This window comes from Arthrobacter agilis, assembly GCF_002953615.1.
GTDB lineage: Bacteria > Actinomycetota > Actinomycetes > Actinomycetales > Micrococcaceae > Arthrobacter_D > Arthrobacter_D agilis_B.
On the sequence record NZ_CP024915.1, the window covers coordinates 2,533,923 to 2,551,148 of the forward strand.

Below are 17,226 nucleotides of genomic sequence, written 5' to 3' on the forward strand. Positions count from 1 at the left end.
TCGGCGATCGACGTGTTGCCCTGGTCGGTCTGCAGGGGGCTTGCAGACCCGGAGTCACGGGTTCCGCGTGTCGGGTCCGCGTGGTGATCCTGGTCCTCGTGGGTGGCGGGGACTACTGCTACCCGGCGTGCTGCTGCGTTCTGGTCATCTGCCATATCGGTCGGACTCCTACATGTGGGGGATGGTGCCGTACACAGGTAAAGACGACGCCCTCGCCGATTCGTCACGCCGTCGACACGACTTTCTTTTTCCGACCTGTCCCGCCTGGACACGGCCCGGTAGCTCCAGCGGTGCCGGGGGAAGGGGCCCGCAGGTCGTCCTGCGCTGCGGTACGTGGAGTGCTCCTGCGTCGATGGGAGGAAGGCGTGCCCGGTCGCCTATGCTGTCGATGTCGATGGCGGCGCCACTCGGCGACGACCCCACGAATGGCGTGACGACTGCACACGGTCCCAGCGGAAGGAGGCATGCCGATGGACTCCACCCATGACTCCGACGAGGCAGGTCCGCCCGTCGAGGCCCTGGACGACCTCGATGAATCGACGATCGTCTCCCGGGCGCAGGACGGTGACCTCGAAGCCTTCGAATGGCTCGTCTCCGCCCACCAGGGGGGAGTGTTCCGGCTGGCCTTCAGGATGCTGAACGATCACGCGGAAGCCGAGGATGTGGTGCAGGAGACCTTCATCGCCGCGTGGCGCAGCCTGCCCGGGCTCTCCTCGCCACAGGCCTTCATCTCTTGGCTGTACCGCTCCGCGACGAACAAGTGCTTCGACCTGCTGCGCAGCCGCCAGCGGCGGCCCAGTGACTCGACCGCCTTCGACACCGAGCAAGGTGCGGCAGGAGGGCCGATCCCGGAGCAGGGCTGGAAGGGTGGGCCCGGGGGGCGGGTGGGGACGGCCGTCGGGTCGCGCACCGCTCAGGACCCGGCACTTCACCACGAGGCCGAAGCGCAGATGCGCGCTTTGGCGGACCTGCTGCAAACCGTCCCTGAAGGGCTGCGAGCCTGCTGGTTGCTGCGGGATGTCCACGAGTTCTCCTACGCTGAGATAGCGGCAATCGTGCAGATACCCGAAAGTACTGTCCGTGGACGTATTGCGCGGGCCAGACGGTTCCTCGCAGAAGGGATGCAACCATGGCGTTGAATGAGGATCAGCCACGCCTGGGGTGCGGGCGGATCATCGACGACGTGTGGGCATCCATCGACCAGCCGCCGACGGTGCACGAGCAGACGTGTCCCGACTGCCAGAGCGCACGCCTCGCACTCCATCAGCTGGAGGCAGTCGCCGGGTCCCTGCGTGAGCGTGACCGGGACGATCCGGCCCTGCAACCAGGGCTGAGGGTCAAGGAGGCGATCATGATGGTTGCCCGGGCCGAGGTCCGGCGCAGCCGACGGGCGCCGTTGGCCACCACTGCGCTGGGCGTCATCGATATCAGCGAACAGGCTCTCAGCGGACTCATCCGCTTCGCGGCCTCGACCCTGCCCGGTGTTCGCGCGCGCCGTTGCACGATCTCCAGCACACCAGGCACTCCCCAGTCGGCGCCCGCGGCGGTCGATGCCGGGAACGTGCGCATCACACTCACCGTGGCGATCGCCTCGGGGGTCAGGATCCCCGCCACCATGGACCTGCTCCGCGAGCGCATCAACGCCGTCGTGCAGGCCCAGACGTCCATCACCATGCAACAGATCGACATCATCGTGGAGGACCTCTATGACTTCTGATCAGTCCCTCCGGGCGTCGGCCGTGGACCTCGAGGCGCTCGCCGACACCTTGAGCGACGCACTCGCCGCGCACCCCGGCGTCGTGCGCCTCGAACCCACGGTGCGTAGCGTCATCGATCGCTGGACCCCGGCAGCCATCGACCAGATGCACAGGACCCTCCGACCCGCTGCCCGACCTCCGGTCGTGGCCCGTGACGGACTGGTGCTCTCGATGACCGACCTCGTCCTGACGCTGCAGATCGATCTCGCGACGGACATCAGGAGGTCGGCCCTCGAGTTGGCTCAGGAAGCGCAGGACCTCGCCGGCCGCCTGGTGCAGGACGCAGGCCTCACCATCGGCAGCATCGACGTCACTATCCTTGCCATCGAAGGAGCTCGCACGCCGTAACCGCGCGGCACCTCCCGAGGGACAGCAGGACGGGTGCCGCTGCCCTCTACGGATGATCGAGGATTCGGGCGTTCGTCTGCTGCTGCCATCCCTTGTCGGACCAGAAGGGGTGGTGCGGTGCCGCGTTGGACCCGAGCACCATGCCCCATACGCCGTGATCGAGGGCGGTCGTGATGCCGTGGACCGCCAGTTCCCGACCGATGACTCCTTCCTCGAAGGTGCCGAGGAGGGGTGTGTAGCCGATCCAGCCCTCACCGATGACCGCTGGTACCTGCTGCCATCGGGCCCACCCTGCGACGGCGATCACCCGTGATTCGATCTCGCGGCGCATCACCTCGCGGTAGGTGCCGTATTCGTTGTACAGCCAGGCGTCCCAGGCATCGGCGTCGATCCAGTCGTACCCGTACACCATCTGATCGGTCACCACGGTCGCGGCGTATTTCCACTCCGCTGCGCGACCGTAGTCGGCCGGGGTCGGGGCATCCGGACGCAGCAGGCTTCTGAGTTCGGGGTTGGGGAAGGCGGCGGTGTTCTCGGACCGGATGTCGATCCGTTTCTGCAGGGCGTCGAGCACCCCGTAGCTGTAGATGTGGAACTGTGCCGCACCCAGGCCGCTGGGGAGCTCGTGCATCGTGAGGTGCGGGGGCTTCCCGTAGCTCGCGGTGACGAGCAGGTCGGGATGGAGCCCACGGAGCTGCAGGACCGCGTCGCCGCCGCCGTCCTGCAGCGCGGGCAGGATGGAGAAATCGACCTCGTTGTGCAGCTCGACCAGAGCGATCCGCTGTCGATGACCCGCAGTGGTGAGGGCCGTGATGAGCCTGTCCCAGGCCGCTGCGAGGAGTGCGTAGCGGTCGCCGAGTGCTACCTCGTCGATGGCGCGGAACCACTCCTGGGATCGCGCGAACGACGGGGATTGCTGGTACTCCCAGCTGGCGAGGATGACGACGAGCCCGTGCCTGGCGGCGGCGTCGAACAGTTCCATCAGGCGCTCGTGCAGGTTGATGGTGTAGCCGCCGGGGGCGTCGTACCACCGGGTGCGTTGCCCGAAGAAGCCTCCGTCCGGCCGTGCGCCGAGGCCCTCGATATCGAGCGCCCCGGCCAGGTGATCGAGGCCGAGGTTCCCGAAGAGGAGCAACGGTGCTGCGCAGATCCGGATGGTGTTGTAGCCCAGCGCGGCCGCCTCGGCGCACGCGGCATCGAGGTCTGCGTAGGGTCCGCCCGGTTCCGCCCTGGTGTACCAGGAGAAGTCCCACAGACTGATGGTGAGCCGGCGGGGGAGGTGCTCCGGGATCGGGCCGGTCAGCCCGGAGGCGGTGGAATCGACGGTGCCCGAGCCCAGGTATCGGTTCTTCACAGAGTGCTCACTTCCTTCAGGTGGAGGGCCCGGCCCTGATCGGCGAGACTCCTGAGCCGGGCTGCCAGCAGCGCCTGCTCGGTCCCGGGATGCTGGGTGAAGAGCAGCAGTTCGGGGAGCGAGGTGGCGAAGTAGTCCACCGTCGAGCCGGCCCGTTCGAGCTCGTCCGCCCGCGATTCGAGGCTCGCCCAGACAGCCGTGGCGTTCGCGTCATCGCCGAGCTTGAGGCAGGCGACGCCGCGCCAATAGTCCTCCTGACCCACAGCGCGCCCGACCGCCAGTGCGTCGGGGCCGGCGCACCCGCGGGCGAAGGCCTTCAGCGCCCCGTCGCTGTCGCCCAGCAGCTCGAGTGCCTCGCCGAGCAGGACGTAGCGCTCGGCCAGGCTGCCCGCGGGGTGCCGTCCCTCCGAGAGGTTGGCCGGGGCGCCGATCCCTGCTGCGAGCAGCTCCACCGCGGACGAAGGGTCGGAGTCGAGAAGACGACGGGCGACGGCGAGGGACGCCCGGTCGTACGCCGCGAGGGCCTTGCCCTCCCCACCCTCGAAGGGCTGGAAGGTGCGTCGCTGCATGATGGCGAGGGCGTCGTCGATTCTTCCCGTATCGACGAGCAGGTTGACGTAGTGCAGGGTCAGGTCGTCGCGGACGAGTACTGCCGTGCCCCAGCGCTCGATGCGGTGGAGGCGGTCCTCGGGAGGCTCCTCGGCCAGTGCGGCCAGGAGAGCGCGTTCGAAGACGAGACGGGGATCGCCGGGCCGGAGCTCGAGTGCCCGCTCGAAGTAGCGTGCGCCGTCCGTAGCGGGTCCGCCGCTGTTGACCGTCGCGACCGCCGCGTTCCGCCATGCGACAGGATCGATCGACCCGAGCTCCGTTGCCTGCTGCAGTGCTTCGCGTGCTTCGGCCGTCCGGCCGGCGTCGAGCAGCCAGGCTCCCAGGAGGGCGTGGGCGACATGGTCCGTCGGATCCGATGTCCTGGCAGCGATCAGTGCGTCGTACTCGTCCAGGCCTGAGGGGAAGGCGTACTTCGTCGTCGACCCGCGGGCTTCCGCCCGCTCGGCCGATGCGCCGGCTGTGTCGCCCAGGGCATCGAACCACAGGGCCCTCAGGTAGTGCCGCAGTGGTTCCTGGTTGCCGAAGGTACTCAGGGATGCTGCGGGCGGATGTGCGGTGAGTCCGAGTGCCGTGCCGGCGTCGCCGAGACGCCACAGGTCCAGGGCGACGGTCAGGGTTGTCCTCGGATCGATCGGTTCCAGCCTGTTCGCGAGGGCCAGCGCGACCGGGTCGAGCGGATCTCCGGTGAGGCATCGCTCGAGCACCTGCTCGGCATGGGCAGCGTCTCCCGTTCGACGCAGCGCCACGATCATCGCGTGCTGTGCGGCGGGGCTCAACAGATCGTGCTGTCGGGCGGCGCGTGCGTGGTCGAGCGCCTCGCGCGGCCGCCCGGTGCGCAGTGCGACACGGGCCGCACCGAGGTGCGACGGATGCGCCCACGCCTTGTCCCAGGCAGCCTTCCCGAAGTAGGTCGCCGCCTCGTCGAGGTGTCCGGTCCGTTCGGCAAGGAGTGCCAGGCGGTAGTGGGCTTCACCGGTCGGCGGATTGAGGTTCCGCGACGTCAGCCGTGCAAGCGCACGCTGGTACAGCTCCCGGGCTTCCCCGTATTCACCACGCCGCTGGTGCAGGCTACCAAGAGCCAGGCAGGACCGGGAGTCGTGCGGGTCCCGGTCGAGCGCTTCCCGGAAGTAGCGTTCGGGGGACCGCGTCGGGTGCCGGTACTGCTGGAGGTGCGTCCCCGTGACGTACAGCTCGTCGGCTGACGCCACGGCGGTCGGTGCGGGGGGCTCCGTCGCCACCCACGGCTCGACGGCGTCGATGCCACCCGAGTGCAGGGTCCGGGCGACCAGCTCTGCGCCGTCGTGCATGACCTGCAGCGTGAGGCGGTCGGAAGTGGCCGGGAGCTGGAACGGCACGGTCGCCGTGAAGGGCGTGGCCGGCGCGACGGCGGTACTGGTCTCCCACAGGATCGTGCCGTCCCGGGACAGGACGACGCGGACGTCGTCGAGCACCCTGGCGCTTGCTACTCCGACCTCGACGATCGAGGCATCCTCGTCGCAGTGGAGTGAGACGGCGAGTTCCCGGGTGGCCTGATGTGCAGGGCCGATGGCCCGGATGGGGTACCAGAACTGGCTGAAGGTGCGCGTCTCACCGGGCGCGAGGTAGCTGAAGTCCGGCTGGTTGTCGGTGAAGACGCCGGCCATGAGTTCGACATAGGGCCCGTCCGAGTCGGTGAGGAGGCGGTCCCAGGCGTGACCGACCGGACCGTTGCCCCAGGTCCACTGCTTCTTGCCGGGCGCGATCGACCGGTCCGCCCAATGGACGAAGCCCGCATCCGCCCGATGGTCGTACCCGCCGAAGAAGGAGTCCTCGGTGTCGGTGATCATGTAGGAGGTGGGAACAGGGATGTTGCCGTAGTAGTCGATGCGGTCGGCGTCCGGACGTGACGCGCTGACGCAGGCCGGGTAGTCGACGCCGTAGTACGGTCTGTCCGCCCGGGGAAAGGCCGTGACGGCTCTCCGGGCATGGTCGGCCACGTAGTGGACATCCGGAGGGAAGAACGCCTGGTAGTCCTCATGGACCCGGGCTGCGACATTCGCCCACCAGAGGAACGTCTGCGGCTCGTCCGTCCGGTTGTACAGGCGTACGGCCACCTCGATGACGGAGCTGTCCGGGCGGATCCGGATGCCGTGCGTTCCCCGCATCCGCTGCAGCGGGTCCAGATCACCCTGCCAGACCGTCACGGAACCGTCCTCGGAGCGTTCGACGGAGGTCTCGACCGGTAGGTAGGTGCCCGGGCGGTGGTGCTGCGGCCAGTTGAACTCGACCCCGCCGGAGATCCACGGTCCTGCGAGTCCCACCAGGGCCGGCTTGATGACGTTGTTGCGGTAGAAGAAGTCGTACCCGTTGGTCTTGTCGTAGCCGATATGGATCCGCCCGCCGAGTTCGGGCAGGATCATCAGCCGGATCCACTGGTTCTCGAGATGCACGGCCTGCCACAGTCGGGGCCGTTTCGTGGTGGAGATGCGGTCCGTGAAGGGGATGGGATAGACCCGTCCGCTCGAGCCCTGATAGACGCGGCGGTCCAGGAACATCGGGTACTCGTCCGGTTCGTCGGGCGCGTACGTATCGATCGACACCGCTTCGCTCCAGCAGGCGACGCCGCCCTCATCGAGCAGCGCCTGCTGGCCCGCGGGGGCCGGAGGAAGCGTGATGGAACTCGGGGCGTCATCGGCATGGCTCACAGAACCAACACTAGGAACGGACGACTCCGTCCGCCATGGCACATAATGAGGCATGCATGGACGATCCGACACCCATGAACCTGTGGGCGAGCGAGCGACGGGATTCGATGACCAGCGCCTGGTGGTGGTTCCCCGGCCGCTCGTCAGGGAAGCACTCGGCCGCCCGGTGACACGCCGGATGGTGGTCACCGATGCGGGTTTCTTCCCGCGAGCCGAGGGGCATGGGCGCCGGAGGGACAAGGGTGCGCCGGAGACGATCATCATGCTGTGCGTGGCGGGCAGCGGCTGGATCGAGGTCGGTGGGGACCGGGCGCGGGTCGGGAAAGCAACGGCGGTCGTGCTCCCCGGGAACACGGGCATACCCCACGCCTACGGGGCCGCACTCGAGGACCCATGGACGATCTGGTGGTGCCATGTCCGGGGCACGGATGTGCCGGAGCTCATCGGCGAGGCCGGGATCAGCAACGACCGGCCGCTCATCGGGCTGGTCGCCGTCGACCGGCTGACCGCCGTCCTGGACGAGATCATCACCGCACTCGAACGGGACCAGTCGCCCGCCCGCCTCGTGGCGACAGCGGGCATGGCATGGCGCCTCCTGACCTCCCTGGCTGTCGACCGCCGGTCGCCGGAGCAGGGAGCACCACTGGAGCAGGCGATGCGGTTCCTCGAGGAACGCATCGACGGGACGATCCGGGTACCGCATCTGGCGGCGCTCGTCGGTGTGTCATCGTCCCAGCTGAGCAAGCTGTTCCGCGAGGCGACCGGGGGAGGGGTCCTCGCCCACCATGTGGCGTTGAAGATGGCCCGGGCGCGGCGCCTGCTGGACACGACGACACTCTCGGTAGCCCAGGTGGGGCAGGAGATCGGGATGGATGACCAGTTCTACTTCTCCCGGCAGTTCCGCCGGCTGCACGGACTCAGCCCGAGTGCCTACCGGGCCGAGCGGAAGGGCTGACCGGCCGTTCCCGCATGCGCTCAGCCTTTGGTGGCTCCCGCAGTCAGGTCGGCCTTCCAGAAGCGCTGCAATCCGATCATGAGCGCCACCAGCAGGACGGCGGAGAGCGCGGATCCGGTGACGACGAGCTGGTAGAACATCGGGTCCCGCTGGGTCTGTGAATTCCACAGGGTCAGCCCGAGGGTGAGCGGAAAGGTCTTCGTCTCATTGAGCATGACCAGGGGGAGCAGGTAGTTGTTCCAGATGGTGACGAACTGGAACAGGAAGATGGTCACGAGGGCCGGCGTCATCATGCGGGCCGCGATGGCGCCGAAGATGCGCAGGTCTCCGGCACCGTCGATGCGCGCCGCCTCGATGATCTCGTCCGGCACAGCGGCGTTCGCATGGATCCGTGCGAGATACACGCCGAACGGACTGACCATGCTCGGTAGGAGGACGGACCAGTAGGTGCCGGTGAGGTCGACGGCGTTCAGGAGGAAGTACAGCGGCAGGGCGATGACCGTCGCGGGCACGAGGACCCCTCCCAGGACGATCGAGAACAGCAGTTCCCGACCCCTGAAGGGGAATTTGGCGATCGCATAGCCACACGCCGCGGACAGGATCGTGGCGGCGAGGGCTCCGACGGCGGAGTACAGGATGCTGTTGAGGATCCAGGAGGTGAAGATCCCACCGTCCTGGGTGAAGACGTTGGTGAGATTCAGCCAGGCCTGCGGTGAGTCGGTGAACCACAGGCCGAAGCTGCTGAACAGCTCTCCTGGGCTCTTGGTCGCGGCGACGAGGACCCAGAGGATTGGGAGCAGGAAGTACAGGGCGGCGACGACGAGGACGCCGTTGACCACGACGGTGCTGGTCAGGGGTTGGCGGATGGGCTGGTTCCGGGTCACCATGCGCGGTCTCCCTTGCGGTTCACGAGTCGGAGGAATCCGAAGGAGAAGGCGAAGCCGAGCAGGGCGACGATGACAGCCATCGCTGCGGCCAGATTCGGGTTGCCCTGCGAGAAGGACTGGTTGTATGCAGCCAGGTTCGGCGTGTAGTCGGAGCTGATCGCCGTGGTCAGTGGTCTCAGGACCAGCGGTTCGACGAAGAGCTGCAGGGTGCCGATGATCGTGAAGACGGTCACGAGGACGACGGAGGGACGCACGAGCGGAAGTTTGATGCGCCAGGTGATCGACCACTCGGACGCCCCGTCGATCTTCGCAGCTTCGAAGAGTTCGGACGGGATGGCGTTCAGGGCCGCGATGAGAATGAGCATGTTGTAGCCGGCGAAGCCCCACAGTGCGATGTTCGCGATCGCGAACAGGATGCTGTCGGTGCTCAGGGGGTTCAGATCGATGCCGATCGAGGACAACCCCTGCAGGATGGGGCTCGTCGCCGGGATGTAGAGGAAGCCCCAGAGCAGGGCCGCGATCACGCCGGGCACCCCGTAGGGGATGAAGAAGACGACCCGGAAGATCCGCGGGAAGCGTGCGGCCGCCGAATCGATCAGGAGTGCCAGTCCCACGGCCGTCACCACCATGAGGGGCACTTCGATGGCCGCGAACGCCAGGAGCCGACCGAGGCTCTCGATGAAGGACGGGTTCCCGAGGGCTGCACCGTAGTTGTCGAAGAGGACGAAGACCTTCTCGGGGGCACCGAACCCGAGCCCCGATGCTTTCGTGGAGAACAGGCTGTCATTGATCGCGTACACGATGGGTGCGATGAAGAACGCAGCGAACATGACCGCGAAGGGCACCACCATCACCAGGAGGGCGATTCTCGAGTGCCGGCGGGGCGTCCCCGTCGATGCCGGAGGACTCGCGGTGCGGGGTGTCCGGGGTGCTGGGGCAGGGGCGGGGCGCGGAATGCGCCCCGCCGCTCGGGTCTGGCTCAATTGACCGCGATTCCCTTGTCCTTGAGCGCCGTGCTCACGTCATCCTGCGTCTTGTCGTACGCATCGGTCAGCGGCGTCCCGCTCTCGACTGCTGTCTTGACGTTGTCGCTGAGTGAGGCGAAGAGCGTCGAGGACAGGGGCGGCCACTTCCAGGTGGTGTCGACGTTCTTGTCCGACTCGGAGAAGACGTCCCAGATGTCCTGGCCGCCGTAGAAGGCGAAGACCTCGGGGTCGTCCTGCAGGGAGGCGATGGAACCGGTGTCGGCGATGGCAGGCCACCCGGCGCCCACGCTGGTCAGGATGCTGACGCTCTCCGGGTCGGAGTTCAGCCAGGCCGCGAACTCGGCGGCCTCCTTCGGATGGTCGGAGCCCTTGAGCACGGCGCTGGCTGAACCGCCGGCCCACGTCGCGGAGACATCCCCGCCGTCTTCCCACTGGGGCATCGCCCCGACGGCCCATTGGCCCGCGGTGTCCGGCGCGGTGCCACGGAGGATGGCGTCGGCCCAGGAACCGGAGATCCAGGAGGTGACGTTGCCGTTCTGGATATCGGCGTTCCATTCGCTCGAGAAGTCCGCCTCGATCTTCACGAGGTCCTCGTCGATCATCTTCTGCCAGAACTCGGCGACCTTCAGCGTCTCGTCGTCGTTGATGGTGACGGTCCAGGCGTCGTTCTCGGCGGCGAACCACTTGCCGCCGCCCTGCTGGGACAGCCCGATCAGCCAGGGTGCCTGATTGAAGGCGAAGGCGGTGATGTAGCGGTTGGGGTCGGAGGCCCGGATCTTCTTCGCGGCCTCGTAGTACTCGTCCCACGTCTTCGGGTACGTGATCCCGAGGGAGTCGAAGATGTCCTTGCGGTAGAACTGGCCGAGAGGCCCACTGGCCTGGGGGACGGCGTAGACGCTGTCGTTGAAGACACCTGTCTCCCACTGCCAGGGGACGAACTTGTCCTCCTGGTCGCCGACGTACTCGGTGATGTCCTCCAACGCATCATTGACGAGGAAGTCCGGGATGGCGTCGTACCCGAGCTGCGCGACATCTGCCGGGTTGCCTGCCTGCACGGCCGAGAGCATCTTGGCGTATCCGCCATCAGGGCCGGCCGTGATGGTCTCCAGCGTGACATTCACGTCGTCCTGTGAGGCGTTGTACGCGTCGACGGCCTGGTCGATGTTGGGGACCCAGGACTGGAAGGTGATGTCCACCGGTCCCTCCTGCGCCGCCGGTGCGGTGTCCCCGCCGGAACCGCTGCACGCGGTGAGCCCACCGGCCAGGACGATGATCACCGAAGCGGCCAACGCCGACCGTCGGCCCGAGAAGTGGTTGCCGAACATGACATGCTCCTTTGCACTGCGGGACGGGTGGACCCTTCCGGGTCCGGTGCGCCAAATCTAGGCGCGGAATTCACCGGGCGACATAGCGATATACGCCGTCAATATGGAGGATCATGTATCCGTCTCCACGTATTTCGGGTAGCGCCGCTGCTTTGCTTAGATGGCATTGATGCCATACACGTGGCGGATCCTCCTCGGAAATTCCCCTCGGGGACCCGCTTCCGAAGGTGTGACCAGGAAAGCCGGCCGGAAGGCCGGTGGGAAGCCGGTACCGATGACCTCCGATGTGCAACCTCCGCCACTGGTGATCGATGGACGATCCACGCGGGAGCTCGGGCAGCCCCACCCTCCTGTGGACGGTGAGCCATCCCGATATCGGCTGACGCCATGGTCCGTGACACGTGATGGCGTCCCGGTCGTCCCGGTGTCCGGCGAGATCCATTACAGCCGCGTCCCCCGGGGTCAGTGGCGGGACCGCCTGAACCTCCTGAAGGCCGGTGGCATCACGGTCGTGTCGACCTATGTGTTCTGGATCCACCACGAGCCCCAGCGCGGTGTCGTGTCGTTCGACGGCAGGCTCGACATCGCGGCCTTCATCGACCTGTGCGCGGAACTCGGGTTGGCTGTCGTCGTGCGGATCGGCCCCTGGTGTCACGGCGAGGTCCGCAACGGCGGTTTCCCCGACTGGGTGCAGCAGGCACCCGTTCGGCACCGCACGGACGATCCCGGCTACCTCGCGTTGATCGAACCGTGGCTCTGTCGACTCGGTCAGGAGATCGCACCCTTCTGCCGGCCCGACGGTCCCGTCCTCGGCGTCCAGCTCGAGAACGAACTCTATGGTCAGCCCCGTCACATCAGTACCCTCAAGCGCCTGGCCACCGACTGCGGCATCACCGCCCCCTTCTGGACGGCAACAGCGTGGGGCGGAGCCGACCTGCCACTCGACGAGGTCATTCCGCTGTTCGGCGGCTACGGCGACGGATTCTGGGTCGACGCCGACCAGCCATGGGACGAGAGCTTCCGCGCGCACTTCTTCTTCTCGCATGAGTGGGACGATCCCGGTATCGGCGCCGACATCCGTTCCGACCCCCGCGCACAGTCCCCGGTGCAGAATCCCTACCCGCCCGCAACGTGTGAGCTCGGTGGAGGCATGGCTACCGCCTACCACCGGCGGCCACGTCCGAGCGGGTTCGACATCGCCGCCGTCGCGCACAACAAGATCGGCAGCGGCTCCGCCTGGCAGGGCTATTACATGTATGCCGGAGGAGTGAACCCGTCCGATCGGGACCACTCCTACCGGACGGGGTTGCAGGAGTCCCACGACACCGGGTATCCGAACGACCTGCCCCGGTACGACTACGACTTCCACGCCCCGATCGGATCCTCGGGGCGGCTGGGGCCGAGCCACAACCTGCTACGTCGCCAGCACGCTTTCCTGGCCGCCTTCGGCCCGTCCCTCGGCTCCATGGAATCGAAGCTCCCGGCCGTGGAACCAGCCGGTGTCGATGACGCGAGGACTCTCCGGTGGGCCGTCCGCAGCGACGGGCGAAGTGCCTTCCTCTTCATCACGTGGCATCAGCCCCACGTTCCGCTGCGGACGTATGAGCAGGTCCGGTTCGCGGTGGCCATGGACGACGGGCCCAGGCAGTTTCCGACCGATCCCGTGGACATACCGGCCGGAACCCTCGCACACTGGCCCCTCGGGCTGATGATCGACGGTGTCGAGCTCGAATGGGCGACCGCTTCGCCGCTGACCACGCTGCAGGACGGCGCCATCACGGTGCTCGTCCTCACGGCCGAGCACGGCATCCCGCTGGCATGGAGATGGGCCGACGACGTTGCCGTGACCCGGTACGAGGACGACGACGACGCCTCGAGCGGGCCAGGGCTGGTCACCCGGGTCTGCAGGTACCGATGCTCCACGCCTACAGCACACATCGACGTCGTCGTGCTCCCGGCGTCGGAGGCAGACCGGGCCTGGCTGCTCGGCGACGGCGCGGAGCGGCAATTGGTGCTGTCGGACGATCCGGTCTGGCTCGAGGCGGACGGTGCGCTCGGCGGGCGGACGGCGGCGCCCGAGCCGGAGGTCCGCCGGTACGACACGTCGACGCGCGCCGTCGTGCCTGTGCCGATCGAGGCCTTGCGGGACGCCGCCGCCGGCCGTCGGCGCCTCCCGGTCATCCTCCGACGAGCGGCGCAGGCGGTGCCGACAGGCTATGGCGAATCGGCCGGACGAGCGAGCGCCCCGACCCAGGACGACATCTCCCGGTTGGCGGCCTCCTACCGGATAGAGGGTGCCGACGGGCCGCGAGGCATGGAGCGACGACGACGTGAACTGGAGATCAGCTGGACGGGTGATGTCGCCCAGTTGATGGTCGGCAGCACCGTGGTGGCGGACCGTTTCTGGGACGGCTCGCCCTGGGTCGTCGACCTCGACGGCTTGGACGTCGGTGCCGAGGACGCCCTGGTCCTGACGGTGCTGCCTCTGAGTCCGGACCACCGCGTCCATCTACCGGCGGAAGCGCGCACCGCCCTGTCCCGGCGGAACCAGCGGGACGACAGCCCGTCCGTGGAGCTGGTGGAGTGGCAGCAGTGGGTGGAGTCATCCGGCCCAGCGCCGGACGTCCCATCGCCGTGCGCCACCGAAGGACGGGCCCGGACCGGTCCTGCCGACGGGTCTGCTGCTCACTAGGGCTGTCGTCGGTGCCCGTCGAGGACGGGTTCGCCCTCCTACGGCGCCGGTGCATGGGGGCCGGAGCGCCGTACACGCCTGCTGTCCGGGTTCCGGGGACCTGTAGAAGCTTCTGCTCCTTCTTGGTAGGGTGGGCCCGATACTTTGAATCGTTTCAAGCCACGACCACCGCGACTGCAGGGCACGAGACCGCCCACCCTCGGTGTTCCTGCAGGTGAAAGGACCCTCCAATGACGAAGCGTCAACTTCCCGTTCCGGCGGAGATGCTCGAGCTGATGCAGTTCAAGAAGATCGAACTCAACGGCAAGAAGCGGCGGCTCGATGCCGCGCTGACCATCGGGGACCTGCGGACCATCGCCAAGCGCCGCACCCCGAAGGCCGCCTTCGACTACACCGACGGCGGGGCCGAGGGCGAGCTGTCCCTGAGCCGTGCCCGCCAGGCGTTCGAGGACATCGAGTTCCACCCCTCGATCCTGCGCCCCGCCGAGCACGTCGACACGTCGGTGGAGATCCTCGGCGGTCCCAGCGCGCTCCCCTTCGGCATCGCGCCGACCGGATTCACCCGGCTCATGCAGACCGAAGGGGAGACCGCCGGCGCAGGTGCGGCCGCTGCCGCAGGTATCCCCTTCACCCTCTCCACGCTCGGGACGACCTCGATCGAGGGCGTGAAGGCGGCCAACCCGAACGGGCGCAACTGGTTCCAGCTGTACGTGATGCGGCAGCGGGAGATCTCCTACGACCTCGTCAAACGTGCCGCCGAGGTCGGTTTCGACACGCTCATGTTCACCGTCGACACCCCGGTTGCCGGTGCCCGGTTGCGCGACAAGCGCAACGGCTTCTCCATCCCGCCGCAGCTGTCGATCGGGACGATCCTCAATGCCGTCCCACGGCCCTGGTGGTGGGTCGACTTCCTCACCACCCCGAAGCTGGAGTTCGCGTCCCTGAGCGACACCGGCGGCACGGTGGGGGACCTGCTGAACGCGGCGATGGACCCGACCATCAGCTACGACGACCTCGCCGTCATCCGGGACCTGTGGCCCGGCAAGATCCTGATCAAGGGCGTCCAGAACGTCGAGGACTCCGTGCGCCTCGTGGAGATGGGCGTCGACGGAATCATCCTGTCCAACCACGGCGGCCGACAGCTCGACCGCGCACCCATCCCGTTCCACCTGCTGCCGCAGGTCGTCCGGGAAGTCGGCAGCGATGCCACGATCATGGTCGACACGGGCATCATGAACGGGGCCGACATCGTGGCGTCCATGGCTCTGGGGGCGAAGTTCACCCTCATCGGCCGCGCCTACCTCTACGGGCTGATGGCCGGCGGACGCGAGGGCGTCGACAGGACCATCGCGATCCTCCGCGACGAGATCGAGCGCACCATGCGCCTGCTCGGGGTCTCACACATCGGCGAACTCGAACCCAGGCACGTCACCCAGCTCACCCGCCTGGTCCCGGTCACCAGGACGACCGGCGAGGCCGCCAGGCTGGTCTGAGGACCACCGGCATCAACCACACCCGAACCACGTCAGGCAGGGAGCCCCCGATGGATTCACGGACCGATACCGCGGACAGGTCAGGGGACAAGATCCGGTTCGGCATCGTCGGAAGCGGCTGGAGGAGCGAGTTCTTCCTTCGGGTCGCGCGGGAGCTCCCCGACCGCTTCGAGGTGACGGGTCTCGTCACCCGGGACGAGGTGACCGGCCGCCGTATCGAGGGGACGTGGCAGGTGCGGGCCTTCGCCTCCATCGACGACCTCGTGGCGAAGACATCGCCCTCGTTCGTCGTCGTGTCCGTCCCCCGGGAGGTGGCGCCGGAGGCGATCCGCCACCTCGCCGAACTGAAGGTCCCGGTCCTCACGGAGACCCCGCCCGGCCCCGACCTCGCGGCACTGACCAGCCTGTATCCGCTGGTCGAGCGTGGGGCCGTCATCCAGGTGGCGGAGCAGTACCACCTGTCCCCACTCCTGCGTGCACAACTGGGCGTCGCCGCGTCGGGGCGCCTGGGGCAGATCACCCAGGTGCTGGTCGCCCAGTGCCACGACTACCACGGCGTGAGCATCATGCGCCGCGCACTCGGCATCGGGTTCGACGATGTCTCGATCACGGCGTCGATCTTCCGGTCGCCGCTCGTGAAGGGGCCCGACCGGTACGGGGATCCCCGCGAGGAGGTCACCGTCATCGCGGAGCAGCTGTCCGCCCGTTTCGACGTCGGGGACCGGCTGGGGCTCTACGACTTCGCCGAGCAGCAGTACTTCTCGTGGATCCGGGCCAACCGGCTGCTGGTCAGGGGTGACCGGGGGGAGATCAACAACGCCGACCTGCACTACCTCGGGGACGTGCGCACGCCCGTCTCGACGACGTTCCGCCGTGTCGCGGCAGGGGAGGGCGGCAACCTCGAAGGGCTCTTCCTGCGCGGCATCATGGCCGGCACCGAGTGGGTGTTCGAGAACCGCTTCCTGCCCGCCCGGCTGAGCGACGACGAGATCGCGATCGCCGAGTGCCTCGTGCGGATGAGTGGATGCGTCGAGGGAGGCCCCGACCTGTACAGTCTCGCCGAAGCGAGCCAGGACCACTACCTGTCGCTGCTCATGAAGGAAGCGGCGGCCTCGGGCGAGACGGTCCGCTCCCGGCGCCAGGTCTGGTCCCGGTCGGAGCGGTAGGCGCCCCCCGCACCCACCGGCGCCTCAGGCCTTGGTCGCCGCCCGGCCCCGTACGAGCCGCTGGATCCCGTACAGCGCCAGGCCCAATGCGAGCAGGATGCCGCCGCGCAGCCAGATCTCCCCGGTCTGCTGCGTGAGCAGGAGGATGCACGACGCGATCGCGAGGTACGGGAAGACCACCGGGATGCGGAAGTGCCCGTGGTCCACCGTGTCCTTCCGCAGGACGATCACGGCGATGTTGGTGCTCAGGAAGACGAAGAGCAGCAGCAGGACCACGGTCTGCGAGAGCGACTCGAGCCCGCCCGTGAGGGTCAATGCCATGGCGACGAGCGTGGTCGCGACGATCGCGACCCAGGGCGTGCGGCGGTTGGGCAGGACGCGGCCGAAGACGGACGGCAGCAGTCCCTGTTCCGCCATGCCGTAGGTGAGCCGGCTCGACATGATCATGGTGAGCAGCGCGCCGTTGGCGACGGCGATGAGGGCAACGAGGCTGAAGAGCCAGTTCGGGATGCCCGCTCCGGTGGCCGCGACGACGTCGAGCAGGGGTGAACTGGAGCCGGCCAGGTCCTCCGGGGCGAGCGCCGCGGAGGAGGCGAGCCCGATCAGGAGGTAGACGACGCCGGCCGTGAGCAGGGCGCCGAAGATGGCCTTCGGGTACACTCGGCTGACGTCCCGGACCTCTTCGGCGACGTTCGCGGAGACCTCGAAACCGACGAAGGAGTAGTACGCGATGAGCGCCGCGGAGAGGACGGCGGTGCCCGCACTCACGCCGGGTGGGAACTCGGTGACGCGGGAGATGTCGCCGTTGCCGCCGGCGAGGAAGATGCCGACGACGACGATGACCAGGACGAGCCCGGAGACCTCGACCACGGTCATGACCACGTTGCTGCGCACCGATTCCTTGATGCCGCGCATGTTGAGCAGGGCGAGCAGGACGAGGAACACCAGGGCCGCGGGAACGGCGGGCACG

13 protein-coding genes are annotated in these 17,226 nt (G+C 67.8%); 7 read left to right on the plus strand and 6 right to left on the minus strand.

Going from position 1 to position 17,226, the window contains the following annotated elements:
• Positions 1–464 precede the first annotated feature (464 nt).
• From CVO76_RS12425 to CVO76_RS12435, 3 genes are read left to right on the plus strand one after another with little or no spacing between them, the layout of a single operon-like run.
• On the plus strand, positions 465–1,139 hold the full coding sequence (locus CVO76_RS12425) for an RNA polymerase sigma factor (protein WP_208739475.1): 675 nt from the start codon (positions 465–467) through the stop codon (positions 1,137–1,139).
• Positions 1,130–1,717 carry an Asp23/Gls24 family envelope stress response protein gene (locus tag CVO76_RS12430; protein WP_208739476.1) on the plus strand — a complete coding sequence of 196 codons (588 nt, stop codon included), beginning with the start codon at positions 1,130–1,132 and terminating at the stop codon, positions 1,715–1,717. The genes CVO76_RS12425 and CVO76_RS12430 overlap by 10 nt, the downstream gene beginning before the upstream one ends.
• Positions 1,707–2,105, plus strand: coding sequence for a hypothetical protein (locus CVO76_RS12435; RefSeq protein ID WP_208739477.1), 399 nt, complete (start codon positions 1,707–1,709; stop codon positions 2,103–2,105). Before CVO76_RS12430 ends, CVO76_RS12435 begins: the two co-directional genes overlap by 11 nt.
• Before the next feature lie 46 nt (positions 2,106–2,151).
• On the opposite strand, the gene CVO76_RS12440 is transcribed toward CVO76_RS12435, so the two are convergent.
• Positions 2,152–3,459, minus strand: a complete 1,308-nt coding sequence (locus CVO76_RS12440) for a cellulase-like family protein (protein ID WP_208739478.1) — start codon at positions 3,457–3,459, stop codon at positions 2,152–2,154.
• The gene (locus CVO76_RS12445; protein WP_244185942.1) at positions 3,456–6,752 is read right to left on the minus strand and encodes a DUF5107 domain-containing protein; all 3,297 of its coding nucleotides are present in this window, start codon (positions 6,750–6,752) and stop codon (positions 3,456–3,458) included. The genes CVO76_RS12440 and CVO76_RS12445 overlap by 4 nt, the downstream gene beginning before the upstream one ends.
• An 82-nt stretch (positions 6,753–6,834) precedes the next feature.
• Here CVO76_RS12445 and CVO76_RS12450 point away from each other — a divergent pair, with 82 nt between their 5' ends.
• Positions 6,835–7,707, plus strand: a complete 873-nt coding sequence (locus tag CVO76_RS12450; RefSeq protein WP_244185944.1) for a helix-turn-helix domain-containing protein — start codon at positions 6,835–6,837, stop codon at positions 7,705–7,707.
• 20 nt (positions 7,708–7,727) lie between these two features.
• Here CVO76_RS12450 and CVO76_RS12455 read toward each other — a convergent pair whose 3' ends face one another.
• The 3 genes from CVO76_RS12455 to CVO76_RS12465 form a co-directional block, all read right to left on the minus strand.
• Positions 7,728–8,594 (minus strand): carbohydrate ABC transporter permease, encoded by an 867-nt coding sequence (locus CVO76_RS12455; protein WP_208739481.1) that lies wholly within the window; start codon positions 8,592–8,594, stop codon positions 7,728–7,730.
• Entirely contained in the window at positions 8,588–9,445 is an 858-nt protein-coding gene (locus CVO76_RS12460; RefSeq protein ID WP_133081599.1) for a carbohydrate ABC transporter permease, read from the minus strand. The genes CVO76_RS12455 and CVO76_RS12460 overlap by 7 nt, the downstream gene beginning before the upstream one ends.
• Before the next feature lie 128 nt (positions 9,446–9,573).
• Complete coding sequence (locus CVO76_RS12465) at positions 9,574–10,905, minus strand: ABC transporter substrate-binding protein (RefSeq protein WP_208739482.1); 1,332 nt, start codon at positions 10,903–10,905, stop codon at positions 9,574–9,576.
• 394 nt (positions 10,906–11,299) lie between these two features.
• Here CVO76_RS12465 and CVO76_RS12470 point away from each other — a divergent pair, with 394 nt between their 5' ends.
• The 3 genes from CVO76_RS12470 (at position 11,300) to CVO76_RS12480 (ending at position 16,256) form a co-directional block, all read left to right on the plus strand.
• Positions 11,300–13,597: a beta-galactosidase gene (locus CVO76_RS12470; RefSeq protein ID WP_208739483.1), complete on the plus strand. Its 2,298-nt coding sequence runs from the start codon at positions 11,300–11,302 to the stop codon at positions 13,595–13,597.
• A gap of 230 nt (positions 13,598–13,827) precedes the next feature.
• Complete coding sequence (locus CVO76_RS12475; RefSeq protein WP_208739484.1) at positions 13,828–15,090, plus strand: alpha-hydroxy acid oxidase; 1,263 nt, start codon at positions 13,828–13,830, stop codon at positions 15,088–15,090.
• Positions 15,091–15,140: 50 nt separating this feature from the next.
• On the plus strand, positions 15,141–16,256 hold the full coding sequence (locus CVO76_RS12480; protein WP_208739485.1) for a Gfo/Idh/MocA family protein: 1,116 nt from the start codon (positions 15,141–15,143) through the stop codon (positions 16,254–16,256).
• 24 nt (positions 16,257–16,280) lie between these two features.
• Here the strand turns inward: CVO76_RS12480 and CVO76_RS12485 are convergent.
• Positions 16,281–17,226, minus strand: a 946-nt coding sequence (locus CVO76_RS12485; RefSeq protein ID WP_208739486.1) for an APC family permease, incomplete at its 5' end; no start/stop codon positions are given.